Source organism: Desulfocicer niacini (assembly GCF_054657595.1).
The window spans coordinates 1-25,009 of sequence record NZ_BAAHYK010000052.1 but is presented as its reverse complement, the minus strand read 5'-3'; the positions used below and the strand labels follow the sequence as shown (position 1 = coordinate 25,009).

The 25,009-nt window shown below is 44.6% G+C and carries 18 protein-coding genes; 7 read left to right on the top strand and 11 right to left on the bottom strand.

The annotated features are described in order from the left end of the window. Window positions 1–40: 40 nt before the first annotated feature. The 10 genes from ACYQ2M_RS21145 to ACYQ2M_RS21100 form a co-directional block, all read right to left on the bottom strand. The gene (locus ACYQ2M_RS21145; protein ID WP_459918376.1) at window positions 41–823 is read right to left on the bottom strand and encodes an outer membrane lipoprotein-sorting protein; all 783 of its coding nucleotides are present in this window, start codon (window positions 821–823) and stop codon (window positions 41–43) included. A 164-nt stretch (window positions 824–987) separates the two neighbouring features. After that, complete coding sequence (locus ACYQ2M_RS21140; RefSeq protein WP_459918375.1) at window positions 988–2,250, bottom strand: ABC transporter permease; 1,263 nt, start codon at window positions 2,248–2,250, stop codon at window positions 988–990. Window positions 2,251–2,330: 80 nt separating this feature from the next. Beyond that, on the bottom strand, window positions 2,331–3,044 hold the full coding sequence (locus ACYQ2M_RS21135) for an ABC transporter ATP-binding protein (protein WP_459918374.1): 714 nt from the start codon (window positions 3,042–3,044) through the stop codon (window positions 2,331–2,333). Window positions 3,045–3,108: 64 nt separating this feature from the next. After that, the gene (locus ACYQ2M_RS21130; RefSeq protein ID WP_459918373.1) at window positions 3,109–4,335 is read right to left on the bottom strand and encodes a polyketide synthase dehydratase domain-containing protein; all 1,227 of its coding nucleotides are present in this window, start codon (window positions 4,333–4,335) and stop codon (window positions 3,109–3,111) included. Between the two features lie 421 nt (window positions 4,336–4,756). Continuing rightward, window positions 4,757–6,622 carry an SDR family NAD(P)-dependent oxidoreductase gene (locus ACYQ2M_RS21125; protein WP_459918372.1) on the bottom strand — a complete coding sequence of 622 codons (1,866 nt, stop codon included), beginning with the start codon at window positions 6,620–6,622 and terminating at the stop codon, window positions 4,757–4,759. A gap of 81 nt (window positions 6,623–6,703) precedes the next feature. Then, window positions 6,704–12,595, bottom strand: a complete 5,892-nt coding sequence (locus tag ACYQ2M_RS21120) for a beta-ketoacyl synthase N-terminal-like domain-containing protein (protein ID WP_459918371.1) — start codon at window positions 12,593–12,595, stop codon at window positions 6,704–6,706. 1,094 nt (window positions 12,596–13,689) lie between these two features. Continuing rightward, the gene (locus tag ACYQ2M_RS21115) at window positions 13,690–14,379 is read right to left on the bottom strand and encodes a TetR/AcrR family transcriptional regulator (RefSeq protein ID WP_459918370.1); all 690 of its coding nucleotides are present in this window, start codon (window positions 14,377–14,379) and stop codon (window positions 13,690–13,692) included. Window positions 14,380–14,390: 11 nt separating this feature from the next. Beyond that, window positions 14,391–15,311: a 3-hydroxyacyl-CoA dehydrogenase gene (locus tag ACYQ2M_RS21110; RefSeq protein ID WP_459918369.1), complete on the bottom strand. Its 921-nt coding sequence runs from the start codon at window positions 15,309–15,311 to the stop codon at window positions 14,391–14,393. Between the two features lie 132 nt (window positions 15,312–15,443). Continuing rightward, a complete protein-coding gene (locus ACYQ2M_RS21105) occupies window positions 15,444–16,499 on the bottom strand; it encodes a phosphotransferase family protein (RefSeq protein ID WP_459918368.1) in 1,056 nt (351 codons plus the stop codon). A 38-nt stretch (window positions 16,500–16,537) separates the two neighbouring features. Beyond that, entirely contained in the window at window positions 16,538–17,746 is a 1,209-nt protein-coding gene (locus ACYQ2M_RS21100; RefSeq protein ID WP_459918367.1) for an acyl-CoA dehydrogenase family protein, read from the bottom strand. Window positions 17,747–18,131: 385 nt separating this feature from the next. On the opposite strand from ACYQ2M_RS21100, the gene ACYQ2M_RS21095 reads away from it, so the two are divergent. The 6 genes from ACYQ2M_RS21095 (at window position 18,132) to ACYQ2M_RS21070 (ending at window position 23,288) form a co-directional block, all read left to right on the top strand. Next, window positions 18,132–18,884 carry an electron transfer flavoprotein subunit beta/FixA family protein gene (locus ACYQ2M_RS21095; protein WP_459918366.1) on the top strand — a complete coding sequence of 251 codons (753 nt, stop codon included), beginning with the start codon at window positions 18,132–18,134 and terminating at the stop codon, window positions 18,882–18,884. Then, a complete protein-coding gene (locus ACYQ2M_RS21090) occupies window positions 18,881–20,038 on the top strand; it encodes an electron transfer flavoprotein subunit alpha/FixB family protein (protein WP_459918365.1) in 1,158 nt (385 codons plus the stop codon). Before ACYQ2M_RS21095 ends, ACYQ2M_RS21090 begins: the two co-directional genes overlap by 4 nt. 260 nt (window positions 20,039–20,298) lie before the next feature. Continuing rightward, a complete protein-coding gene (locus ACYQ2M_RS21085; protein ID WP_459918364.1) occupies window positions 20,299–21,207 on the top strand; it encodes an SDR family oxidoreductase in 909 nt (302 codons plus the stop codon). 76 nt (window positions 21,208–21,283) lie between these two features. Continuing rightward, on the top strand, window positions 21,284–21,589 hold the full coding sequence (locus tag ACYQ2M_RS21080) for a putative quinol monooxygenase (RefSeq protein WP_459918363.1): 306 nt from the start codon (window positions 21,284–21,286) through the stop codon (window positions 21,587–21,589). 26 nt (window positions 21,590–21,615) lie between these two features. Beyond that, entirely contained in the window at window positions 21,616–22,548 is a 933-nt protein-coding gene (locus tag ACYQ2M_RS21075; protein ID WP_459918362.1) for a ketopantoate reductase family protein, read from the top strand. A gap of 173 nt (window positions 22,549–22,721) precedes the next feature. Continuing rightward, a complete protein-coding gene (locus ACYQ2M_RS21070; RefSeq protein ID WP_459918361.1) occupies window positions 22,722–23,288 on the top strand; it encodes a UbiX family flavin prenyltransferase in 567 nt (188 codons plus the stop codon). A gap of 82 nt (window positions 23,289–23,370) precedes the next feature. Here ACYQ2M_RS21070 and ACYQ2M_RS21065 read toward each other — a convergent pair whose 3' ends face one another. Further along, window positions 23,371–24,222: an MBL fold metallo-hydrolase gene (locus tag ACYQ2M_RS21065; RefSeq protein ID WP_459918360.1), complete on the bottom strand. Its 852-nt coding sequence runs from the start codon at window positions 24,220–24,222 to the stop codon at window positions 23,371–23,373. A 155-nt stretch (window positions 24,223–24,377) separates the two neighbouring features. Between ACYQ2M_RS21065 and ACYQ2M_RS21060 the strand changes: the two genes are divergently transcribed. Then, a complete protein-coding gene (locus tag ACYQ2M_RS21060) occupies window positions 24,378–24,692 on the top strand; it encodes a hypothetical protein (RefSeq protein ID WP_459918359.1) in 315 nt (104 codons plus the stop codon). Window positions 24,693–25,009 lie beyond the last annotated feature (317 nt).

The following is a 25,009-nucleotide window of genomic DNA, read 5'->3' as shown; positions in this document are numbered from 1 at the left end:
TCTTCCTCACTACAGAGCCTATATGTATTTTTATAAGATGTTAATTACTTAACAAATTACGGTTGAAAATATGATTGGGGACTTCTTCAATTTTTGCGTTCGTGAAAAGGAGCGTGGTTATATTTTTACTTATAACTATATCTTGGATCTGAATTTCTGAAATAAAGGGGCGTTCTTTTCCTTCAATCAGGACATTATTGTCATATTTCATCTCTGCTGATTTCAATTTTTTCCCTGAAACAGTAAAATAAACTGCTTTTATGCCCAAACCACTCTTTTTTGAGATACAGTATTCAATATGATCATAGGTAGCACTTTTTGTTTTTGCTTTTAAAAGGAAAACATGGCATAGGTCCTGGTTAACGGTTTCATCTGGCATCGGAGTCGCGTCATAATCCTCGGCATAATTGGTGGAAGCAATGTCGCCATAAGCGGCATTCCCGATGAGCTTTTGCCGTTGTGAGATGGGAACTGGTTTGTTTAAGCCAGGTTTGTAAAACCACATATTACCGTTAACCATCAATATTTTGTTTCCCTTATCTTTAGCAGGAGCAAGAGATGTTGCTAGGGTATCAAAACCTCGGGCTTTTACATTAAATATCATTTTTGAACTTCTGTTGTTATCAGAAGAAAGAATGGAAACGTCCCATGAAATACCATTGCGATTGCCTCGCGCCTTGTCAGCTTCTTTCAATATCTGCTGAATTGAGATGTCATTGGTTGAATTGTTGGTTTCAGTGGAAAAGCTGTTATTGCTAGAGACAATCAGCAACATTAAGAGAGTCATTCCTGTGGTTTTAGCCAATCTTGCTGTCCATTTCATGCGCACCTCAATTTTTATAATAATTTAAAGGATATTAAGCCTTATTCAGACTATTTTATGGTTGTAAGACGCATCATTATTTAATAATTTTGTATCACGCTTTATTGAATTTTCCAAATAGCCACTTGGGTCTTTTGATTTTTTTTGCATGCATGATTCTAAAATTATGCATGTCCAAGGGCATCAACAATACTTTTGTGGGCTGCCTTTCTTGCTGGAATAGTTGAGACTATTGATGATAGTAAAATGAGAAAAAAAAGTGTAATTGTCATATACTCAGGTACCATGAAAATTTCGAGGGGAATCTTAATCACGTAGTTGGGAGGCATCCACTGTGGTTCCAGAAGTTTGATTAGAATCCAGTCCAGACTGGTTATCAATATACCAAAAAAAGAACCTGCCAGTCCCAACATAGCGCTCTCCATGGCAAACAAACCGATGATTCCTTTCCGTTTCAGTCCAAGCGCTCTAAGTGTTCCAATCTCGCGAGTTCTTTCAATTACGGACATGCTGAGGGTATTAATAACACTTGTAACGACAATGATAAATACAATAATAAAAATAAAAATAAAGATAATGTCGAACATATCTTTTACTTTTCTGTAAAAGGGAGAAAGCTCTTTCCAGGTTTTGACCTCCATGCTCAGTTGTTCTTTTTCAAAGAAATCCTGAAGTATTTTTTTTACGGGATCAACTTCCTTGTCATCGGACAGTAGAATCGTTAATCTGTCGATACTAGTTGTGTCATAAAGAGACTGAGCAAATTTCAAAGGAAATCTCATGACTTTATCATTGAGTTCTTCTACTGGGATATCATAGAGTTGAAAGACCTCAACATCCAGCGCATTAATCCTGCCATCTACGGTTGGAGACATAACAATGGCATCTGAACCGATAGTCAGATTCAACTTTTCTGCAAGTCCATTGGTGAGTCCTACGCCAAAGAGAACATCATCATTCAGTTGTTTACCATTATATAATTTCAGATTCCCAACCATTCCTGTAGCCCGGCGTTGTATTGCCTGGGTTTCTGAGGGAACTCTACCTGAACCGATAAATACGGTAGAGACTTCTCCATTACTGATGAGCCCTGTCATCTGCATCTGTGCTGTAGTTATGATGACCTGAGGAATCTTTTTGCAAGCCCCTTCAATTAATTTGAATTCTTCTTGAGTAATCAAATATTTAACAGGATCAATTCGTCCTTCCGTTAGAAACCCTTTTTTGAAAATAGTAATATGTCCATTTGCATGAGAGTAAATGAATGAATCCTTCAAGTTTGTAAAAATGTAAGACGTAAATCCTCCAAATATATTGACAGCTGCATATCCAATGGCAATGGCTAAGATGGTGTAAAAAGATCGTCTTCCGTTTCTAAACAGATTTGCAATGGCAAATTTGATCCAGACAATGTATTTTGGATTCACCTTTAATTATCTCCTCTAATAAATTGGGCAGCGTTTTTCGAACGTTTTATTAGTGATATCAGAATTTTTTACCTTATTTATCAAGGCTCCTTTCCTCTTTTGACGTTGCTTATTTCAGAGTCATTAATAATCAGGCCGTCCTGCAGATTGATTTGGCGATTAACCCTGTCCAATAGCCGTTGATCGTGGGTTGAGAATACAAATGTTGTTCCTTTGGTAAGATTTATTTCCCGCATTAGATCAATGATTTTCAGTGCATTTTCAGAGTCAAGGTTAGCGGTGGGCTCATCCGCTATAATAAGGTCTGGATTGGTGATTAAAGCTCTTGCAATTGCCACTCTCTGCTGTTGCCCTCCAGATAGTTTGTGAGGTCTGTGAAGTATATGATCGCCAATCCCCAACTCGAAAAGCAGTTTTTTTGCAGCATCGATACTGGGTTTCCCAAATTCGCCCTTTATCAAAAGGGGTAAGGTTACGTTATCGAGTGCAGTCAGGACAGGAATGAGATTAAAATTTTGAAATATGAATCCAAGATGTTGATTTCGCATATCACTTCTTTGATCGTCCGTAAGCGATGTGACATCATTTCCCTGAAACAGAAGGGTTCCTGAAGTATGGTTATCTGTCAATCCAATGAGGTTGCAAAGAGTCGATTTTCCTGATCCCGATGGGCCCCATACGGCAACAAATTCACCTTTATTTATTGATAGATTGATGTTTTTTAATGCTGTAATACGTGTTTCACCCAGATAGTAATCTTTTTTTATATCTTTCATCTCCACAAGTGACAACATACCCTCAATCCTTAATAATTAGTGTGTATTTACTTTACGATTAGTCAAAGAGATATAAGCTGGCTCAATTTGTGTTTGTAATTTCAGCAACACGAGATGTTTCATTTCCCTGATTTATTAAATTTTTCAGATTTTTCTTCAGAATTTCCAATGGGATAGCACTATTATTCTTGAAAGCTATGGCTATTGTATGATCCCCTTTGGTTGTCGTCATTACCCTTGGCATACTGTTTTTTTCTGAGGGATAATGGGTTGTAAAAAGGTTATCTTTGTCCTTCTTTAAATAAAAATTTGCAGGGTGGACACTCTTACTTGAAGTTTCAGATGCCAGAAAATGGCGTACTACATCTTTGGAAACCAGACGTTCCAGTAACCATGCCTGCTTTTCAGTCGTCTCCTTGAGACCATTGAATCTTGGCATTTCAGTTGTGTGAAGAAGTGTCCTGGAAACCCATTCAAGATCCATGTTCCTCAAAGCGTTTCTGGAGATTTCTCGTCCAACAGTTCCCCCTGTTGAACTGAACAATTCATTTGAGGCATGAAATTGGTCAGGCAGTCTTAAAAAATCCGACAGAGATTGCTGATGATGAAAAATTACATACTTCCAGCTTTTGATTCGCATCCAGACATTACCCTTTCCATCATGAACCTCCAGATTAACTGAAATAGTTTTATATTTTTTTTCAGCTATTTGCAGGTAAACCGGCAGGCTTTGTTTCGTCTTTGGAGTCGGTCGATAGATTTCAACTGTTCCTATGCCTATGGGAAGCGCTTTGTATTCTTTGTTCATCAGCCAGGCTACCATAAGTTGAGCCACACCATCCATAAAGCTCGGATGGGTTAAAAGTACCGGATTAGGTGTGGATTTGAAAAAATTTTGTGTATCAAAAAGCCATACTTCTCCAATTAGACCGTTTTCTCCTATGGAGTGAATTCTTGAAATGCAGTGAAGTAAGGAGCCATGGAAGAGAAATCGTTCCCTGTAAAGCTGTTCCACTGTGACGGGCAGAGGCATCGGTGCGATCAGTTCTTCAAAGGTAAGCATAATATTCAAAAGATAATGTTTGCCAAGGATCACATTACATTTCATTGCCGGGAATGCGTCGTCTTCCTTGAAGAGTTCTACAATAACAGTTCTGGTCATCTGCTGGAGATTCTCAGTTTCTAGTCGGGCCGACAATCTGATGGGAAGAGTCGTCGCATCTTTCATGCCTACCCACTGTGATGCTGTTACGTTTTTAAAACCGATAATGCCAAGGCCCGGTGCCAGACATGCTGCTGCCTGGGCCATGATTTCCAGGCCAAAGGCCATGGGTAATATGGGAAGGCATTCACAGGGTTCTTTGATCCCCGGAGCATGGATCAGGGCGTGGTGATTGAGATACAGGTCTTCATCAAGATCAAGGGTATATCCAACTTCTATTCTGGAATCAGGTTGATATTTGATTATTTTTTTCAGATATGGCATCCGTGGTTCAATGTCCCCATGTGAGAGGATTAAATCCGTTGACTTGCCGTGGGAAAAAAATTGAGAAGACATGCTGTGATTGTCCTTATCTATAGAGTTTTCAATACAACGTCACCAAAAATATTCTAAAATGGTTTTTAGCTTATTAGAAATCACTTCTACTCTTTCAGGTTCGCTTCTTCGTAGAGAAAATCATGGTTAGGGTTGACAACTAACTCTTGGAGACGTCTTCTTTATCTCTTCGTTATAAATTTATATTCCCTGAAATTACCACTTCTGATGCTGGTTTATCATAAAAAAACAATTCTTCGAAAAACATTTTGATCCCCTGTTTAACGGCAATGAGCTCTATGCCCCTGGTTGCAAATAGTTTGCGCAGGTCATCGGAAATCATGCCGTGGTCCCATGGTCCCCAGTTGATGGAAACTATTCTGCCTGGCCATTGGACTTCAAGGCGGTCGGCAAGTTTATTCAGGATTTCATTGGCAGCACAATAATCTGTCTGGCCGATATTGCCGAATCGGCTAGCGATTGAGGAAAAAAAGACCATAAACTTCAAATGATCCGGTCTAAGCGTTTTCTCCAGAACCTTGGCAGGCAAAATTTTTGTATCAAAGACCCTGGTAAATGCTTCCAGAGATTTCGTTTCAATTCGTTTATCCTCAATGATGCCAGCCCCGTGAATCACCCCATCAATCCGTCCCCATCGTTTATAGATGTTTTTAATTAATGATTCGAATTTTTCACAGTCTCTGACATCCACGGCATGATATTCAACTATTGCAGCTTTTTTTTCCATGAGATCAATATTTTGACGGATTTGTCTGGCCTTCAATATGTATCTTACCCTCTTCAATACGATCCCCGGGGAAACTGGAACTGTTTCTTTTTTCATTTTTTTTATAAAAAACTGCTGGAGCGCCTCAAATGTCTTCAGACTTGCCGTCTCAGATGATTCCGCTTCCGGAAGGGGGGATCTACCCAGAATGATTAGCCTTGATCCGTATCTTTCAGCAATTTTCAGGAGAATTTCAGAAACAATGCCATAGGCGCCGCCGGTGGCTAAAATAACGCAATTGGAATCCAGTTGAAAAGGTTTTCTGGGATGGGCCGGTGGTTCTTCGGCAATGAGATCTAATTTCCAGCGATCCATTTCATCCAATCCGATTTCCATTTCGCCATCAAATGCCGCAAATTCCTGCTTAAGCCGGGCAATAATATATAGAGGGGCGGCTGAGGGATCCAGATCAATACATTTTGTTTTAATCTGGGGATATTCCCTGGCTAAAGCCTTGGTTAGGCCGACGCACCCTGCCTGACCCAGTGAATAATTGTGTTCTTTTTTCAGGCCGAACTGTCCATCCATAAATGAAAAATTTATTAACCATGCGTCATTTTTTTCGGCACTCTTTTTTAACTCTTTCATAAAAACATGAAGGAATAAAAACCATTCTCTTGCATCCTCTAAATTCTCATCATCTGTCTTCGTGGAGGATAATTTGTAAAAAGGAACGTGTTCTTTTTTTTCGGAATCCAGGATTACGGGCTCCAGAAGTCCCTCTCCCTCAGATGATCCACTCAAGCCCATGAGATTTATAATGGCGGCAATCCCCGGAAAGGTTTCTTTGAGCATGTGCCTCAGGGTTTGAATGGATTCAGTAGAAGAAAAGTTCACCTGATAGGTATTTGCCCCCAGAAATTTTGTCTCTTTTCCTGGAATAATGTGTAATACAGGATTTTTGAAGTCTGTAAGGGTTCTTTTTATTAATTGGCCAATCTCAGGATGCCTTTCAAGGAGTAACACGGCTTGTTCTGGAGAAAGATGCTCAACATCTTCCTTTTTTGTTATTTGTGCGGGAACTGCTCTCAGGACGAGACGTTTCACCGGATTTTCTAAATAATCATGGGTTTTTCCAGTTGTCTTCAACGCAGCCTTTATTATTTTTTCTTGAAGCCTCATAGCGCTTTGAAGAGTATGATCCTGATCGCATTGCATTTTAAAAAAATGAAGCATTGTCCGGTGGTACTCTTCCAAAATTCTTAAAGAATTAGCATCTGAAACCCATTGCCCGGAAAATCCGTTATCAGCCGGGTATGCTTTATTATTCATTGTCAGAGCCCCCATCCCATATCTGTGGGTAAAAATGCGTTGCTTTTGCATAAGTAGGACATATTGCTTTGTACCCAGTAATTACCTGTTTGCAGAGGACGTCCCTTTATTCATTACTGAATCAGAATTCAGGAAATCTTCACGCTTTTTTCCATACCACTCCACAATGCCTCCCAGGGAGGTTATTTCTGACAATTCTTCAATGATAAGCTCTTCGTTCCCGTTTTTCATGAGCTGGTACTTTTCATCCAGGGTGCTGAAAATTTCCAGTTTCTTTATAGAATCAATGCCAAGATCAACTTCCATATTCATGTTAAGATCCAGCATATCTTCCGGGAATCCGGTGTGTCCACAGGTCGCTTTGATGAGAGCCTGTTTAAATTCATTCAAATCAGGTAGTTGTGAAATCGCTTTTATCTCAATGGGAGGGGTGGGATGATCCACAGCGACATCTGGTGATATTTCAGGATTAAATCTCTCTGGGGACTGTTGAGGGGGAGACTCCGGTTTTACCACGGGAGAGGGATTTGCCCAGATTTTTTCCAGGGAGGGAAGTGTTGGAGCCGGTGGAACCGGCTGGGTAACAAAATTCAAATTTTCCTTATGAATCTGTGAAGGTACAACCGGTTGTGGAAATGAGTGTCCTTCAGATTTATTAGCAACCACGCTTCCATTGAGGGCAGCATGGATCATTGTTTCCTGCATCTTTAGAAACTGCTGGGTTGTTCGGTGTTGTTCCGTTTGCATTTCAAAAAGATGTGCCATTGTTCTATTGCATTGTCCCAGAACACTCAAGATACTATTATCTGTAATGTTTGGGGCAGTGGGGGGGGATGATATTTTTTCTCTTTGTGTCGGCATGGTGTTTTCCTTCTCTTGGTTAGCGATTGAAGAGGAAAAGGGTGCTAAGTTTGAAGATGATATTTTTGACATTTTCTTGTGGGTAACATCATTTTTTAAAATGGGACTTGTTTCAATCTGGCTTTTCTGAAGGGGCTTTTTTCCCTTTGAAATAGGATAAAAGGCTTCACCTCGACCTCCAAAAATTCTCCAAGCCATGGGACCAGGAGTGGCATTGTTTTTGGTTTCAGTGATGAATTTTTCTGTATTGATGTGATGCAGGCCTCTCCCTTCAAAGCAGGGTAACAGATCAACTGGAACACCAAGGGACTTAACCTGGGCTAACAGGTGGGACAACTGGTCCCATCCAGAGCGGCCTGGTGCCTCCAGTGAGATTGCAGTGTAGGGGGCATCCCCGAGAATACTTTTAACAAGCCCGGTGAGAACTCTGCCTGGGCCCACTTCAATAAAGAGTCGAGCCCCCTCCCCATACATATTCCAGATCATTTTTTCAAAGTTCACAGCTTCTGAACTGTGCTGCTTTATATAACGACGAATTTCGTCAAAATCTTCCGGATAATGCAGGGCAGTGGCATTGCTGAATACCGTGATGTCTGGCTTATTCATTGTTATTTCTTTCAACGCTTTTTCCAGGCTGTCACTAATACTGTCCATAGCCCTGGTATGGAATGCCGCTGTGACCGGAATTTTTTTAATACGGATTCCTTGAGCTTCAATTGCAGTGACTGCTTTATCAATAGCTTCCACAGGGCCGCTGAGGACATTCTGCAATGGGGAGTTGTAGTTAGCAATGGATACATTTAAACCCAGTGTATCGATCAGTCGTGAGGTGGTTTCAGAATCGGCTTGGACAGCTGCCATGGTGCCGGTTTTTTTCTTTGAAAACGCTTCAATCATTAACCCACGACTTTCGGAAATTTCAATAAGATCTTTCCTGGAAAAAACTCCGGCGGTGCAGAGGGCAACATATTCTCCGTAGCTGTGACCTGCAACCATATCCGGTTTAATTCCAAATAATTGGAGAATGTCATAGGCGATAAGATTCATTAATCCCATGGCGGGTTGTGCCAAACTTGTTTGGTTAAGCTTTTTTTGCTGAAGTCTCTTTTCTTCATCGGAAAAGACGGGTATGGGAAAAATGTAGTTGGAAAGAGATCTGTCATCTGTACTATGGGTAAGTTTGTCAGCCAATTCAATCAGGTGGTATGTTTCAGGAATGGAGACGACAAGATCTTTAAGCATGTTTATTCTTTGAGATCCTTGACCCGGAAACAGAAAGCAGATAGGTCCGATTGAACCATTAGAGGTGTCTGAAGAATAAGCTTCAGAGTAATATATTCCCTGAGGCTCTCGTTTCATTATGTTATTTTCATTCAGATCAGACAGTATTATCTTAAGTTTGTTTTCCAAGTCACGGGGAGAGGTGGCAACAATATTTAATCGGTAATCGGGTTTTTCGGGCTGATATTTGTATGAATCAATAAAAATAGAATAGGCCAGCTGGCTGAAATCCAACACGTTCACTCCCTGGAGGAGAGTGATCAGGTGATCGATTTGCTTTTGCAACTGGTCACGTGTGGGCGCGCAGAATGTAAATAGCTCTACATCACGGGGGATCAGGTTTTTCACAGACTTATCGCTAGAATTCCGCGAATATTCTTCCATAACCATGTGGAAATTGCTGCCTCCAAATCCAAAACAACTTAATCCAGCTCTTCGCCTATCTGCGAGGCTGTTTTGAAGCCACGGGCGGGTGTCGCTATTGATATAAAAGGGGGAGTCGGTGAAATTTACTTTTGTGTTGGGGATTTCAACACCCATGGTCGGAGGAAGAATTTTATGTTCAATGGCCAGAGCGGTCTTGATCACTGCTGCCAGACCTGCTGTAATCTTGGTATGGCCAATCATTGATTTTACTGAACCCACAGCACAACTGTTGTGCGATTTGATGCTATAGCCATCAAACAGTTCCTTGCATGCCTGCATTTCAACCCTGTCACCGATGACGGTGCCAGTTCCATGCAGCTCCATCATGGTAACCGTTTCGGGGGAGATGCCTGCATCTTCATAGGCTATTTTCATGGCTCGAACCTGACCTTCTGAATTAGGAGCCACGAGACTCTTGTTTCGGCCGTCACTGGATCCTCCCATCCCCTTAATAACGGCAAAAATATGATCTTTATCACGTTCAGCATCGGTTAACCGTTTCAATACCACGGCGGCTGCGCCTTCGCTTAGAACGATTCCGTCGGCACTGTCGTCCAGGGGAAGACTTTTTCCCGTGGGAGACAACACCTGGGCACGGGAAAACATCACGTACTCCAAGGGATGGTTACCCGCATCTACCCCCCCCACGACTGCCGCATCACAAGCATTGGTTCTGAGTTGCCTTATGGCGATATCCATTGCGGCAAATGAAGACGCACATGCGGCATCGCAGGTAAAGTTCATACCTCCAAGGTTAAGTCGGTTGGTAATACGTCCTGCAATAACATTTCCAATGACTCCAGGAAATGAATCTGTCGTCCATTTTGGCAAATTCCCTTTGATTGTTTTCAGTATATCTTCTTTGATTTGCACAGGAATATCTTTTAACTTACCTGAATAGTACTCAGCCATGACACGGCTACCAAAATCCATTCCCAGACTGTTAATTCCGCCGCTACCAAAGAAAACGGCGGTTCTTTTACGGGGAAATTCAGGATTCTGGATCCCTGCTTGTTCCAGTGCCTGGGTGGCAACCTCCAGAGCCAGCAACTGCGTTGAGTCTATGGATTCAAGGCTTTTCGGGGCCATGGAATATTTAATGGGATCAAAGAGAATATCCTTTAAAAAGCCCCCCCATTTGGAGTATGTTCTTTCACTGGATTTGCGATCAGGATCAAAAAAATTATCTATGATCCATCTGTTTTCAGGAATCTCTTTTATTGCACAGACCTGGTTTAAGATATTTTGCCAGTATTCTTTAGTGTTGTTGGCCTCCGGCAGAAAACAGGCCATTCCGATAATGGCAATGTCTTGGTTTCTAGTTGGTGACAGTGGCTGTTTTTTGGTGGTTTCTATATTAGTGGTTTTAGTGACAGGACCGAAGGCCTCTAATATTGTGAAGCTTTTGTGAGATATCTCTTTGTGCAGCTGTTTTATGGAGAATGTTTTATTCTTTAGCAGGGCAATCTGACCGATCATAAATAACCCTTCATTTCGTTGGGTGTCATCATTCTCTTTTGTCTCTTCGATCTGAATGTGTTTCACGTGATCTTTATCAGGAGATTCTTTATAAGTCGTAGATACGCCTTTTGAGGCAAGTTTCAGACGTCCAAGATTCATTAGTTCAAGTTCTTTGAAAATTTCAGCATCTGTTTTGCCACTTAAGATCAGTGTTTGTTTTGCCGTGTAGAATTTTTCAATAAACGGTGTCTCCACACAGCAGGAAGCATGTCCGATACCGGATTGAAGCAGGTGGGTGGTTTCACAGGCCAAAACCTGTTTCTGGTACTCTGGGGTGATAGCCCCATGGGTTACCGCCTCTTTGCTGAAAAGATAGGCACTTCCCATAACCACTCCCAACTTTATCCCCACAGCTGACAGCGGCGCAGCAAGCGCCTGAACCATGGCAGATGAAAGGGCGTCATGGATGCCTCCTGCAAAAAGAACCTGTAGCTGTTTAGGCTCATCAATATTATTGGTCAGCAAGATATTTATGGCAGATTCCCACAGGGTAAAACTGGATAACGGTCCCACGTGTCCGCCACACTCTCTGCCTTCAAAGATAAATTTGGTGGCTCCTTTTTTGATAAATTGCTTTAGCAGGCCGGGAGTGGGGACATGAAGGTAGGTTGAAATCCCTTCTGCTTCATATTGCATGGCAAGACTTGGGCGCCCACCGGCGATTATGGCAAAGGGAGGATTGAATTCTTTGATGGCCTGAAACTGTTCATTCCGAAGGGCTTCAGGGAGGAAACCCAACGTTCCGACCCCCCAGGGGCGAGGTTTTATTTCGTCATGGATTCGCTTCAGAAGCTCCCTGATTTTAGGACCGGGCAGTGCAGACATAGCAACAAATGGAAGCCCACCTTGGTCTGCTATTTCCACACTGAATGGGGCAACATCGCTGACATTGGCCATGGGACCCTGGATAATGGGGTAGGTTGTTCCATGCATAATGGCAAGTGGGGCACCCATTGATAAAGAACGAAATTTTATTGCCTGTTCAATATGATCGACATAATTCTTTTTAATGTTTGCAAAAATTGTACTGATGGTGCCAGAGGTTTGGGCTAGATGGGAGGCCATTCCTATATCCTGTCCACAAGGTATAAACCCCATATCATCAGAAGCGTCCAGCAGGAGTTGGGCCATGGTGGATCGCCAGTTATCGCTTTGGGCCAACTGCTTCTCGTACTCGGGAATCAGATGTCGTCCGGTACGGGTGTACAATCGGAAAAAGGAATCCCTGTGGCCCAGGCAGATGGTTTCACTTCCGTCCATGCTTTTCCAAAGATTTTTTTGTTCCACTGAAAAGGGAGACTCCTCTGCAAGCCAGAGTTGTTCACAGAAAACACCGCCCTGGGCTCCTGCCACGCGTACTGCAGAAATGGTGTGCTGTCCCATGCCGCCCCATATCCAATAGGGTAAATCTATTTGCCCCTTGAGTTGTTGAGCTAAGATAAATGAAGATTCGTTGCCTGTAAATCCGCTGGCCTCATTTCCTTTGATGATGATCCCTTCACATCCTGATTTTTGGGCAATCTGGGCCATTTTAAGCGTTGTGACTTCCAGATAAACCTTTGAAGCGTATTGATGCGCCACCTGGCACGCCGCTTCCATGTCTGAAGGCAATATTCCAGCAAGAACAATTATTGGTATGGAAGATTTGATAAGTTTGACCAGTGTTTCAGGAGATCGGGAAGGCGAGAAAAGAGTATCCCATCGAACCCCCCAGTGAATAGAGTCTCCGGCAGCATGATGCAATAGATCAAGGGCTCGCAACATATTTTTATAGTTTTTGTTGTATCCCAGATCAAGAATACCTGTCTCTCCGCAACGAATTCCAGCAATGGCTATACTTGCATCACAAATATGTGAAGGTGTAATTATAATGTGTGGCCCCATATTGTCTCCTTTGGCTCTTTTAGTCCAAGGCATTTTTTCATGCGTGTTCCCCAGAGCCCCAAAAAAAGTGTTTTAGAATCAAAGTAATTGCGGCGTGACAATGTGGTATTGTTTTGCAAAAATTGTTTTAAGATAGCTTGACAAATGAACTGAGCTTTCGGTGTTCGCTTTTCGTGGCGGGATCAGGCTTGGGTTATTGGTACTTTTGTTGCAATTTATTGCAATTTGTCTTGAAAGATAATCTGTTGTCAAAAGCATGGAGCCTGATAAAAGCCTCAGTCTCCAATAACACAAGCCTGAACCCGTCGGTGTATAAACTGCATAAAAACGCCAGCTTTGAAATGAAATCCAAAAATTGGGATATTAATTCATACAGTTTGAGGACTCGCTCTCTATAACTCACATAGCAGAGAACGCCTGCCACAACAAAAATTAAAATTCCAAATTATTAAAGATTCTTAGAAGGAGTTTTTTGTAAAAGACTTAGAGCTTATGGAATTAGCATTCTTATTTCATCTCACTTATAAATATTATCTGGTGAATGAAAGCTGCCAGCGATTTATTATGATTATTTTTTGTCTAAAACAGCAAAAAAACATTTGATTGGGTTTCAATACCTCATTTGTATCTATTCAGCATCGAAAAAAAGTAGGTTCCAATTCATTTTTTACTTGACAGGTTTTTGTGCAAAAAATGAATTTTTGATGCGTATTTCGTATATTCCCATTCTAAAGAGAATCCCCCCCCCTTAATATATGACCCTACATCAACAAAGCTGCCATTGTCAATAGCCAAGCGCTCAGAAAAATACTTCCATAGTTAAACGATTTACAGGGAGGTGTTTGTTGGGAATAAAGGTAGATATAAAGAAGCAGATCCTGTTGTCAGGCAGGTCATTATTTTTTATCAGTGTTTCGACATCCACTCCACAGGCTATTGCGGAATTAAGAAAATCTTCAATAAACCGCAATATGTGGTATCGTTGAAGCCCAAGGGTCACTATATGCTATGCCTTGATTCGTGAGATCATGCATTCCGTAACAGCCTGTCGATTTATTTTATTTCATCTGGGATTAATTGTGCGGCATTCGTGATCAATCCCCGTTTCTCTTCAAAAAAGGAATTATGATTTGCTGAACAATATCGGCATAGTGATCAACCGTTATCTTCCGGCGGGCATGTTTTTTATGTTTGAGATACCAATCCTGGAGCAGGGCTTTGATCATACCGGCGCTGATGTCTGCGTCGTGCTCCTTAAATACGCCGGTTGACTGCCCTTTTCTAATGATGTCCGCAATGAAATTTTCCGTGGCAAGACTACCCGCAACCAGTTTGTTCCGCTGGGTTCTGGACATGTTTTTGCTTTCCATGTAAGAAAAATAAAACCAGGGCTGCATGGCCTCACTTAAATAAAGGTGCACCTTTATAATTGTGATCAGCTGTTCAAGGGGGGCTAATTCTGGATCAAGGCAGGTATCCATGATCTGCATCACCGTGTTGCGCCTGTGGGACTGCATTTTATTTAACAGATCGTTTTTGCTTGAAAAATAGGCATATAGTGCCCCGGTACTCAGCCCGGTTTCCCGGGCCAGATCCCGCATGCTCATGGCCTGAAATCCCTTGGTGTTGCTTATTTTCAAGGCAGCATTAAAAATCTTTTCCAGGTTTCGGATAACAGTTTCTTCTTTTTTAATGCGAATGGCATCCTGATGGTGTTGAAAATAATCCTGACAGATGCTTTTCCGAGTGATTTTTATCTGCTTTTGAAAATCAGTGTAATTCATATTTTTTTACATTACCTGGGGGGTTGTGTTCCTTTGGTTAGAAAATCAGGAGATTCAAATGCTGGGGCAGGATATGTGTAAAATCCCCTGCCTGATTTCTGGCCCAGTTGTCCGGCATCCACATGGGATTTAATGAATGCCGCATTTTTCAAGGCCTTTGGATTACTTTTCTTTTCCGCCCAATAGTGGGTTATCTTCCAACAGGTATCAAGGCCCACGGAATCCATTATTCCAAAGGGACCTGCGGGGGTGTGCATGATGCCCATCCAGGCCCTGTCAATGTCTTCAATGGTGGCCACCTCTGATGCGGCAAGGCTCAACGCTGCGTCCAAATAGGCCATGAGCATGTTATTGAAAAGATAGCCGGGTTGTTCTTTTTTTAATACAATTGGAATCTGCCCGATTTTTTCCGCAAAATCAACCACTATTTGAATCATTTCACCATGGGTTCCGGCATGGGGCATGACATCCACGATGCGACTCAGGGCAATATCATGGAAATGGAGGGCCAGAAATTGTTCCGGACGCCCGGTGGCGTTTGCGAACATGGAAGGTACCAGGGAAGAGGTGTTGGTGGTGAATATGGTTGCCGGGGGACAGATATCGTTAAACCGGGCAAATAGTTCTCCTTTAAGCTTAGGATCTTCCGGCACACTCTCGCTGACAATGTTGGCATTTTCTCCGGCTTTCCGGGCATCACTGGTGAGTACCATGCGTTCCCGGGCCTTTTTTGCCAGCGATGAAGAGATCCTTTTCTTTTTCACCAGACGTCGTGCCAGGGAGTCCAGTCGTTTCTCTGCTTTTTCAAGCATTTCCGGAAACAGGTCATAGAGCATCACATCGTAACCGCTTACTGCACATTGAAATCCGATCTGATGCCCCATGGTACCGGCACCGATAATTAAAACCGTTTTGATATCTTCACAACGCATTTATTTTCTCCTTGTTGATCTTTCAATTGGTGTTTGTTCACCATATCAGCCATTTTGGGGAGGGGTCAGGCTTGCAATTATGACGAATGGCCCATGTCATGACCACGCCCGGTTTTCTGATTAAGTCATTGTCTAATTAATTGTTTTTTCAGCCGCCTGTTCCAGAATTTTAACCGCATGGATCAGGTGCTTGAATCGCGGGTCCCTGGTCTGTCCATGGTAAAATCGATAATAGATTTGCTGGGCAATGACGGCCAGGCGAAACAGACCAAAACACAGATAAAAATCCATGTTTTCAATGGTGCGACCGGAAATTTTTTCATAATGAGCCACCATCTCCCTACGGGTCAGTGCCCCTTCCACATGGGTGGGAAGGCTTCGCATGGCCTGGTATTGCAGGGGATCATCTTTTTCCACCCAATATCCAAGGGTACACCCCAGATCCATCAGGGGATCTCCGATGGTGGTCATCTCCCAGTCTAACACCCCTTTAACGATCAATGGATCTTTGACGTCCAGCACCAGGTTGTCAAATTTAAAGTCATTGTGGATAATCCCGGAGATGGGTGAATCTTCCGGCATTTGGGCATCCAGCCATGTCATGATCCCTTCAAATTCCGGGGCATCCGGGGTTTTTGCATTACGATAGCGCTTGCTCCACCCACTGACCTGACGTTGGACATAGCCTGCGGGCCTGCCCAGTTCAGCCATGCCGATTTTTTCATAATCCAGTGAATGCAGTTGATACTGGATTTCCACATGTTTTTCAAATAAGCGGCGAATCTGATCCGGGGAGAGATTTAATTGGGGTGGAATTTCCCGGCGAAGAATAATGCCATCCATCCGTTCCATGACATAAAATGCACATCCCATGACCTCATTGCTGTCGCAGTGGGCAAGGGGTTGGGGAACATAGGGAAATACCGGTTTAAGGGCCTTTAAAATTTTATATTCCCGGGTCATGTCATGGGCATTTTTGGGCTTGGTGCCAAAGGGCGGACGGCGAAGCACCATCTGTTTTTTTCCCACCTGGATGAGATAGGTCAGGTTGGAATGCCCGCTGGGGAATTGCTGAATGCTTAACGAGCCGTCAAGTCCGGGAAGGCTGTCTTTAAGCCAGGATTCAAGGCGTTCCTGGTCGAGGTCTTCACCCGGGCGGATAGCTGTGGGCTGGTCTGTGCAATCCATGGGTATCTGTTCCTTTTTTTTATTTTTTCAGGTGGCGATTATTTCACTGTGCGGCCCTGATATGTCTTTAAAATCTGTTTTGCCACGGAGACTTTATGTACCTCATCGGCTCCGTCGTATATCCGGGCAGCTCGTTCGTGGCGGAAGAAAAAGGCCAGAATGGTGTCATCGGTCATGCCAAGCCCGCCATGTACCTGCAACGCTGTATCAATCACCTTCTGCATGACATTGGCCACCTGGAATTTGATGAGAGAAATTTCCTTTCGGGCGGCCTTGGCCCCCTCATTTTCTATTTTCCATGCGGCGTGGAGAACCATCAGGCGTGCGCCCTGAATCTCTGCGGCACATTCGGCAATCCAGGACTGGATGATCTGACGGGTGGCAAGCGTGTGACCATGGGGGGAAATAACCCTGTCCCTTGCCCGGGCGCACATGAGATCAAAGGCCCGGTTGCAGATACCGATCCAGCGCATGCAGTGGTGGATGCGTCCTGGACCCAGCCGTTCCTGGGCAATGACAAAACCGTGACCTTCTTTTCCAAGGAGGTTTTCCCGGGGAACTCGGCAGTTTTGATAGAGAATCTCGGCATGGCTGAAATAGTCGTCCCCGGTGTGGCCCATGACGGGAATATTTCGCACCAGATTAAATCCCGGGGTGTCACAGGGCACCAGAATCATGCTGGCCTGGTGGTAGGCATCGGCTTTGGGATTGGTCTTTGCCATGACAATGGCAAAGCTGGCACCATCTGCGGCCGTGGTATACCATTTCTGGCCATTGATGACATAATCATCACCCTCAATGACGGCGGTGGTGTCCATGAGCAAGGGGTTGGACCCGGCCTGGGTGACTTCGGTCATGGAAAAGCAGCTTCTGATATCTCCCTGGATCAGGGGCATCAGATAACGTTCCTTCTGTGAGGGGGTGGCGAACATGTCCAGTATTTCTATGTTTCCCACATCCGGGGCCTGGCACCAGAAAACAAAATGCCCAAGGGGACTTCGTCCCAGGGCTTCGGATACCAAAGCATGTTCCATGAGGTTTAAACCCATGCCGCCATATTTTTTGGGGTGGCAGGGAGCCCACAGCTCCATCTGTTTAACCAGTTTCTGCTTTTCCCGGAGCCGGGGTAACAATTCACTGGTGGGGCGGGTCAGGAAATCCGGTTCCAGGGGAATGAGTTCTTTTTCCACAAATTCATCAATCATTTTGATGATGATCTGCATTTTTTCAGATACGGCAAAATCCATGGGAAAGCTCCTTGTTTTTATGGGAAACAGGTGGTTTAAAGCAGGGTAAGTGTTTTGTGATCTGAGTAAATGAAATACACGTCCGTGCATGCATATGTCAAGAAAAATATAACGATCGTTATAAATAAAATATAACGTTCGTTCATTTTAATATTGACATGTGAAGCCCCATTTTTTATGGTGTTTCAAACTTTTGATTTTGTCCATTGATCAAGGATAAAAGCCTTTCAATATTTTAAAACCACAGGGCTTACTCATACCATGGACCATCCATCACAGTTGGCGGGTCACCGGGTGGCCCATGTTGTGAGCAAGCCTCCCAATCATACCATGGAGTAATGGTGTATAATTATTGATGCGACCGTGCCCGGTTTAAGGAAATTTTATGAAAATACTTGTATGTGCCAAAGCTGTGCCTGAAAACCAGGAATCAGTAGAGCAGATAACAGAATACCGCATGAATCTTTTTGATGCCTTTGCCCTGGAGCAGGCCTTTTTGTTCCGGGAATCCCTGGGAGAAGGAAGCATTGATGTCATAAGCGTTGGAATGGAGACATCTGAACCTGTGTTAACCCGGGCCATTGGCATGGGTGCAGATCAGGCCATACACATCAAGGCCCGGGAAGCCCACATGTTCGATCCGTTTTACACGGCCACACTCATTGCTGCCCACGCAGAAAAATCCGCCTATGATCTTATCCTTGCCGGTGTCATGTCCGAGGATCTCATGCAGTCTCAGGTGGGACCCATGGTGGCGGAACTGCTTTTAATGCCCTGTGCCACATCGGTGATCTCTGCACAAATTTCCCGGCAGGGGGTGAGCCTGGACCGTGAACTTGAAGGAGGGGTCAGGGAATCCTGGGAATTTCCGCTGCCCTGTGTGCTCACGCTGCAATCGGGAATCAATTCCCCCAGATATCCATCTCTTTCCGGTATGCTGCGGGCCGCCCGGCATCTCCCCTTGTGTCTTAACGAAGACGACCTTGGGCCACCACCAGCAAGACAGGAGATCAAGCGACTGGCAGTTCCGGAAAAGAAACGAAACGGCCTTGTTTTACAAGGCTCTCCGGAGGAAAAAGCCGTGACCCTTGGTCAGATATTAGAGGAAAAAGGGCTTCTAAACAGGAGACTTTCATGAAGAAAAAAATCTTTGTCATTGCCCAGCATGACGGGAAGACCATTTCTCCCATTACCCATGAACTGCTTGGTTTTGCCGGGAAGGTGGCAAGCCTTCAATCACTTTGTGTGGAACTTGTCCTGGTGGGGAACAATCTTTTTTCCCTGGCCAAAGACATGGCAGACAAGGGTATTACCGTTACCCTTCTTGATGTTTCAGATAACAGCCATGTTCTGACCAACACAAGAAATCATGAAAAAGCTATTCCTCTAAACACCCAGCACCAAGCCCCCACTATCCAGCACCCAATACCCAGTACCCAGAACCCAGCACCTTTACATATAGGCGGCCATCAAGACAGCCGGATTTATATACAGGCCCTGTCCGCTTTTTTTGACCCACATGAATCCGCATTGATCTGTACTGCTCATACGGCCCAGAGTATGGATTTTGCCCCGGGTCTTGCCGTTAGACTGGGGGCTGCCCATGTCAGTGGGGTCCAGGACGTTGAAACAGATAAAGATGGCCTTAATTTTCTTCGGGCCATGGAAAACGGAAAAAAACTTGCATGGATTTCTGCGTTGACACAACGGGTGGTGCTGAGTATCCAGCCCGGAGCGTGTAAACCACTGAAGCTGGACATGTCAGCGGCGGGTTCTTTGACCGTAAACCATTTAAAAAGCCAATCACCAATGGTGGAAAAGCTCTCCACAGACAGCTGCAAAGTATGGGAAAACATACGGTTTAAAGGCATAAAAAAGCCCCCATCTGATATGAAGGGTCTGTCAGACGCCTCAGTTGTTCTGTCGGTGGGTAACGGCATTGGTTCCCAGGAAAATCTTGACATTGTTCTTAAGTTTGCCCGTTTGTTTCATAAGTGTGCCGTGGGGGGATCCCGCATTGTGTGTGACAGCGGGTTGCTTTCCCATGGCCAGCAGGTGGGCATCACCGGGGCCGTGGTGGCACCAAAGCTGTATATGGCCTGTGGTATTTCCGGGGCTTTTCAGCATCTTGCTGGCATGGATCAATCCGAATTTGTGGTGTCCATTAATAGAGATCCCACAGCACCCATGATGAACATGGCAGATGTGTGCATTGTGGAGGATCTCAACATCTTCCTTCCCATTTGTCTTGCAACCCTGTCTGGTGAAAAAAATGGAGACGGCATAAAATAATTCAGGCATGATCACATCATTCACCAGCCGTCGCTATTGTCGGACCTACGGGGTCAGGCTTGTGTTCTGCTGTTATTTTTGAGATAAGGGAATGCAAAAAAGATACAATGTCCGATGGATTGTCGAACACCCCCAACAGAAACTAGAAAAGGTAAGCTGACTGACACCCAGTACCCTAGTACCAAATACCAAAAAACCAGCACCTGGGTACCAAGTGTCCAGCACCCGCTTTTTCACATCAAACACGAATGGAGACGCAAATGGAAGAAGTCAATTTTGAAGGCAGAGTGGCAATCGTTACCGGGGCAGGGCAGGGCATTGGCAGAATGTATGCCCTGGAACTGGCCCGCCGGGGAGCCCAGGTGGTGGTCAATGATCTTGGGGTCAGCCGGGATGGTGCCGGTGCCGACACCTCTGCTGCTGATAAGGTGGTTGAAGAGATCGTTTCACAGGGCGGACAGGCCGTTGCCAGCCATGATTCTGTTGCCACCATGGCCGGTGGAAAAAATATTGTTCAAGCGGCCATGGATACCTATGGAAAAGTGGATATCCTTATCAATAATGCCGGTATCTTAAGGGACAAGTCCTTCATGAAAATGACGGAAGATGAATGGGACTTGGTCATCGGGGTTCATTTAAAAGGAGCCTTTTGTGTCACCCAACCAGCCGTTAAAGTCATGAAAGAAAACAATTATGGCCGTATTATTTTTACGGCATCCGTGTCCGGACTTTATGGTAATTTTGGCCAGACCAATTATGGGGCGGCCAAGATGGGGCTGGTGGGTATCATGAACACACTTAAACTTGAGTTATCCAAATATGATATCAAGATCAACACCGTTGCCCCCAATGCCTGGTCCCGCATGACAGCGGACGTATTTCCCCCGGAATTTGAAGAAAAGATGAATCCCCAGTTCAACGCCCCCATGGTGCTGTATCTATGTTCTGAAGACAACACGGTTTCAGGCAATATTTACACCACCGGAGCCGGATGGTATGGCCGCACCGCCATTGTTTCCGGAGACGGCATTTGTCTTGGGGATGCAAAACGCCCCATTTCCGTTGAAGAAATCAGGGATAATTTTGAGAAAATTTCAGACATGGAAAACAAAAGGGAGCATGACAGTGGCCTTGGCATGTTTGAGTATATGGGGCCGCTGCTGAGCTGATTTGTCTGTTATTGAAAAGTGTTTTGCAGTTTTTTTTAGATCTACCACCCTCTAATTATTAAAAAGGAGAAGGCACATGATTAATGTAATCGCATCAATAAGCATCAAAGAGGGCCGGATTCCAGAGTTTATTGAAATTTTCAAAGCCAATGTGCCGCTGGTTCTCAAAGAAAAGGGTTGCATGGGGTATCTGCCCACCATGGACGTGGATTCCGGCCTGCCTCCCCAGGAACGGGATGAGAATGTTGTTACCATCATTGAGCAATGGGAAACTTTGGCAGATTTGAAGGCCCATCTGGCGGCACCTCACATGCTGACATACAAAAAAAAGGTTGAGGATATTGTTGTGGGCTTGTCGCTTAAAGTACTCCAGGCTATATAATTTTTTACAACTATTGAGGTAAAGAGATGAAGATATGTTTTTATGGGATCGGTGGAGTAGGGGGATACTATGCCGCTTTACTGACTCAGTATTTGAAAGAAAACAATGAAGTTGATGTGTATTTCATAGCAAGGGGAGCCCACAGAGACCAGATTTTAAAAAATGGCCTGCTTCTGAAAAAAGACGGTGGAAAAGAACAGATTCTTGTTCATCCCCATTCCTGCACAGACACGGTTGATGATTTACCGATTTTTGATATCGTGGTGGTATCGGTAAAGGGGTACGACCTGGAAACCGCCGCTCGAGATATCAAGAAAATCACAGATGAGAATTCGGCCATTCTTCCGCTGCTGAACGGGGCGGATATTTATGAGCGCATGCGGCAGCATTTAAGCCATGGCTGTATCTTCCCCGCCTGCCTGTATGTCAGCACCCATATAGAATCCCCGGGTGTTATTTTTCAAACAGGGGGAAATGGACAGATCGCCGTGGGCAGTGATCCAAAGCATCCGGAACACTCCCCTGAAAAATGGATCACGCTCTTTAAAAATGCCGGCATTCCCATTGATTTTTTTGAAGATGTGAACATTGAGATATGGAAAAAATATATTTTCATCGCCCCCTTTGCACTGGTGACAGCCACCTTTAATAAAACCATGGGTGAAGTGTTGGATGACCCGGATCTTGGGATGCTTGTACAAAATATCATGGAGGAAGTCTACCTGATTGCCGGGGCTCTAAATGTGTCACTTCCCTCTGATATTGTGGAAACCTCTTTTTCCAAGGCCAGGCAATTTCCTTTTGAAACAAAAACATCACTGCAAAGGGACGTTGAAACGAAAGGAAGGCTGAGCGAATGGGATCTGTTTGGCGGCTCCATTGTTCGATATGCTGAAAAATTTCAAATTGCTGCTCCTCACACAAGAAAAACCCTTGATAAGCTGCTTAACTCAATATGAAAGCTGCGACAGCAGAGCCCCAATGGCCGTCTGTTTCTACATAATGCCGTTTGGCTCCGCGTCTACAACCCATTGTTTGTTGTGTCGCCAGGCCGGGTCCAGAATACGTTCCGCCAGTTTTGGTTATAATCTAATTCATCGAAAGCCGTCATAAAAATAAGGATTATCTAAAAATGGGATTACCTGTTATTATTGGAATCAGTGGTGCAAGTGGCGTGATATACGGCATTGAAACGCTTAAAGTGCTTGCACAGCTGGGGGTGGAAACCCATTTGATTTTAAGTCGGGCCGGTGAAACAAACATTAAGATTGAAACAGATTATTCCCCTGAACAGGTGAAAAAGCTGGCAGGCGCGGTGTATGACCCAGAAGACATGGCCGCCTCCGTAGCCAGCGGCTCTTTTCTTACCCGGGGCATGCTGGTGGCCCCGTGCACCATTAAAACGCTTTCGGCCATTGCCAATTCCTACAGCAGCAATCTTCTTGTCCGGGCAGCTGATGTCACATTAAAAGAAAAAAGGCCCCTTGTGCTCATGGTGCGGGAAACACCTCTTCACAAGGGGCACCTGAATCTCATGTCCCGGACTGCGGATCTGGGGGCAGTCATTCTGCCACCCATGCCGGCATTTTATCATCAGCCCCGGAGCATTGAAGATCTGATTCATCAGAGTGTGGGCAAAGCCCTTGATTTTTTAAAAATTGAGCACCATCTGTTCCGTCGGTGGGGAAACCCGGCATGATCACACCATTGTTGTGCTCATTTTGCCAAAACCATATTCTTTTCATTGCAAACGTGGCTATAAAGCGCCAACAGAATTGAGATTAAAAAGCAATGCGCCATCCGGCATTGGCAAAGGCAAACCGATCCTTAAACCGGTTATAGCAGATGGCTGCGGCTTCATTGCCTGTGCAGTGGGAAACGGCAATTTTTTGTACCTTAAAACGATCAAAGGCATCCAGGGTCTGTTCCAGCTGTTCCCCCAGCCCCAGAAATCCCAGATGGGTGCCCCCGATAATGGCATGGAAGGTATCATGTCCGCTTTGTTTCTTAAAGTGTTCCATTACATTGACAATGCCAGAATGGGCACATCCAGTGAGGATGACAGGGCCTTTATCGGTTTCAATTAATAAAGAAGAATCATCCAGCAGTGGGTCCTGGACGAACTCCTCTCCACTCTTCACCTTTAAATGCGCGTCGGGTTTCTCATAATCCGTCACCCGTGGCACCTGACCTGAAAAAAAGATCCCGGGTTCAATCTCTTCATATTCCCGTTTCAGGGAAAAATGAAGCCCTCGATTTTCTTCCAGAAACCGTCGATCATCTTTAATGCCGATGAAAAAACGCTTGGGGGTATCCCCCTGCATTATCTGAGAATATTTGGGAATAAAGATATCGGGGTGGGCAACCACATCCACCTTTTTGACAGGGAAAAATAGTTCTGACAATCCACCGGCGTGGTCCAGATGCCCATGGCTTAAAGCGATCTTGTCAATGCTTGTGAGATCCACGGACAGAACCCGGGCATTGTTTCTCAGGGTGAGCCCTTGACCGGTGTCCAGGAGCAGCTTTCTGCCGTTTTTCTCAACCAGTGCGGAAAACCCGTGTTCCCCTGTGATTCCCATCATTTGACTGGCAGTGTTTTCACATAGAATGGTAATGCTGGCGTTTGCCATCTTTGAGCTCCTTTTTTTTAATTATGGAAAATTCCTTTGAAATTGATGTTGTTATCAAACCCCTTTCTTATACCGGGCATGCCCTGGCGGACACAACGAAGCATGAAACGCGATAACAGAGGTGACCGGGGCAGGTATTGCCCGGAGCGTATTAAATGGCAGCTTTTAGCATGGACGTTGAAAAAGCTGCCATTTTCCCTCGGAGCAGCCCAAGGACGGACAGCGAGGCTCGAAGTGATGCGCATGCATACATGAGCGGAGAGCAATACCTGTCCCGATCGCCGGAATGGCACGAGTTTCATTTAAACGGGCATTTCCTGCCGGACACAACGAATATTGAAAATGCCATCATGCCGCCCCCCCCCGATGGGCAATGGGCCCGGCCCGGAACCGCAGACGGCTCAATTGGCCGGTTCCTATTGCCCATCGGGGGGGCTCTGCTGAGGTTGCCCGAAAGTTTTGTTTTCTAATAAAAAAAGGCCTGAAAAGAATATCAAAGGGCGTCGTTAAAAGCAATGGCTCTTTTCGGGCCAAAATCCGCCTTTGACCGGCGGATTTTGGCCATGGAGGGATGGAGATTTCGTAAAAATCAGATGTCTTCCCCCGAACGGTGGACAGATCCGTGGGGCAGGCATTGGCCTTCCAGGGACGGATGATCAAGGCCGAGTGATCCTGTTTGTCTGACAAGCGTTCAAAAAAAAGATGGGTCACCCACAACTTATTTTAAGCGGTATATATTTTGCTTAAAATTCGCTTGAACGATTTTTGACGAATGTTTTTAATTATT

Bases quoted from the DNA above. Each gene is read 5' to 3' on its own strand.
- ACYQ2M_RS21090 (WP_459918365.1), top strand. From the start codon at position 18,881: ATGAAGAAAAAAATCTTTGTCATTGCCCAGCATGACGGGAAGACCATT.
- ACYQ2M_RS21085 (WP_459918364.1), top strand. From the start codon at position 20,299: ATGGAAGAAGTCAATTTTGAAGGCAGAGTGGCAATCGTTACCGGGGCA.
- ACYQ2M_RS21080 (WP_459918363.1), top strand. From the start codon at position 21,284: ATGATTAATGTAATCGCATCAATAAGCATCAAAGAGGGCCGGATTCCA.
- ACYQ2M_RS21105 (WP_459918368.1), bottom strand. From the start codon at position 16,499: ATGGATTGCACAGACCAGCCCACAGCTATCCGCCCGGGTGAAGACCTC.
- ACYQ2M_RS21125 (WP_459918372.1), bottom strand. From the start codon at position 6,622: ATGAATAATAAAGCATACCCGGCTGATAACGGATTTTCCGGGCAATGG.
- ACYQ2M_RS21070 (WP_459918361.1), top strand. From the start codon at position 22,722: ATGGGATTACCTGTTATTATTGGAATCAGTGGTGCAAGTGGCGTGATA.
- ACYQ2M_RS21075 (WP_459918362.1), top strand. From the start codon at position 21,616: ATGAAGATATGTTTTTATGGGATCGGTGGAGTAGGGGGATACTATGCC.
- ACYQ2M_RS21115 (WP_459918370.1), bottom strand. From the start codon at position 14,379: ATGAATTACACTGATTTTCAAAAGCAGATAAAAATCACTCGGAAAAGC.
- ACYQ2M_RS21145 (WP_459918376.1), bottom strand. From the start codon at position 823: ATGAAATGGACAGCAAGATTGGCTAAAACCACAGGAATGACTCTCTTA.
- ACYQ2M_RS21100 (WP_459918367.1), bottom strand. From the start codon at position 17,746: ATGGATTTTGCCGTATCTGAAAAAATGCAGATCATCATCAAAATGATT.
- ACYQ2M_RS21130 (WP_459918373.1), bottom strand. From the start codon at position 4,335: ATGGCCCAGGCAGCAGCATGTCTGGCACCGGGCCTTGGCATTATCGGT.
- ACYQ2M_RS21120 (WP_459918371.1), bottom strand. From the start codon at position 12,595: ATGGGGCCACACATTATAATTACACCTTCACATATTTGTGATGCAAGT.
- ACYQ2M_RS21060 (WP_459918359.1), top strand. From the start codon at position 24,378: ATGGCAGCTTTTAGCATGGACGTTGAAAAAGCTGCCATTTTCCCTCGG.
- ACYQ2M_RS21110 (WP_459918369.1), bottom strand. From the start codon at position 15,311: ATGCGTTGTGAAGATATCAAAACGGTTTTAATTATCGGTGCCGGTACC.
- ACYQ2M_RS21095 (WP_459918366.1), top strand. From the start codon at position 18,132: ATGAAAATACTTGTATGTGCCAAAGCTGTGCCTGAAAACCAGGAATCA.
- ACYQ2M_RS21135 (WP_459918374.1), bottom strand. From the start codon at position 3,044: ATGTTGTCACTTGTGGAGATGAAAGATATAAAAAAAGATTACTATCTG.
- ACYQ2M_RS21065 (WP_459918360.1), bottom strand. From the start codon at position 24,222: ATGGCAAACGCCAGCATTACCATTCTATGTGAAAACACTGCCAGTCAA.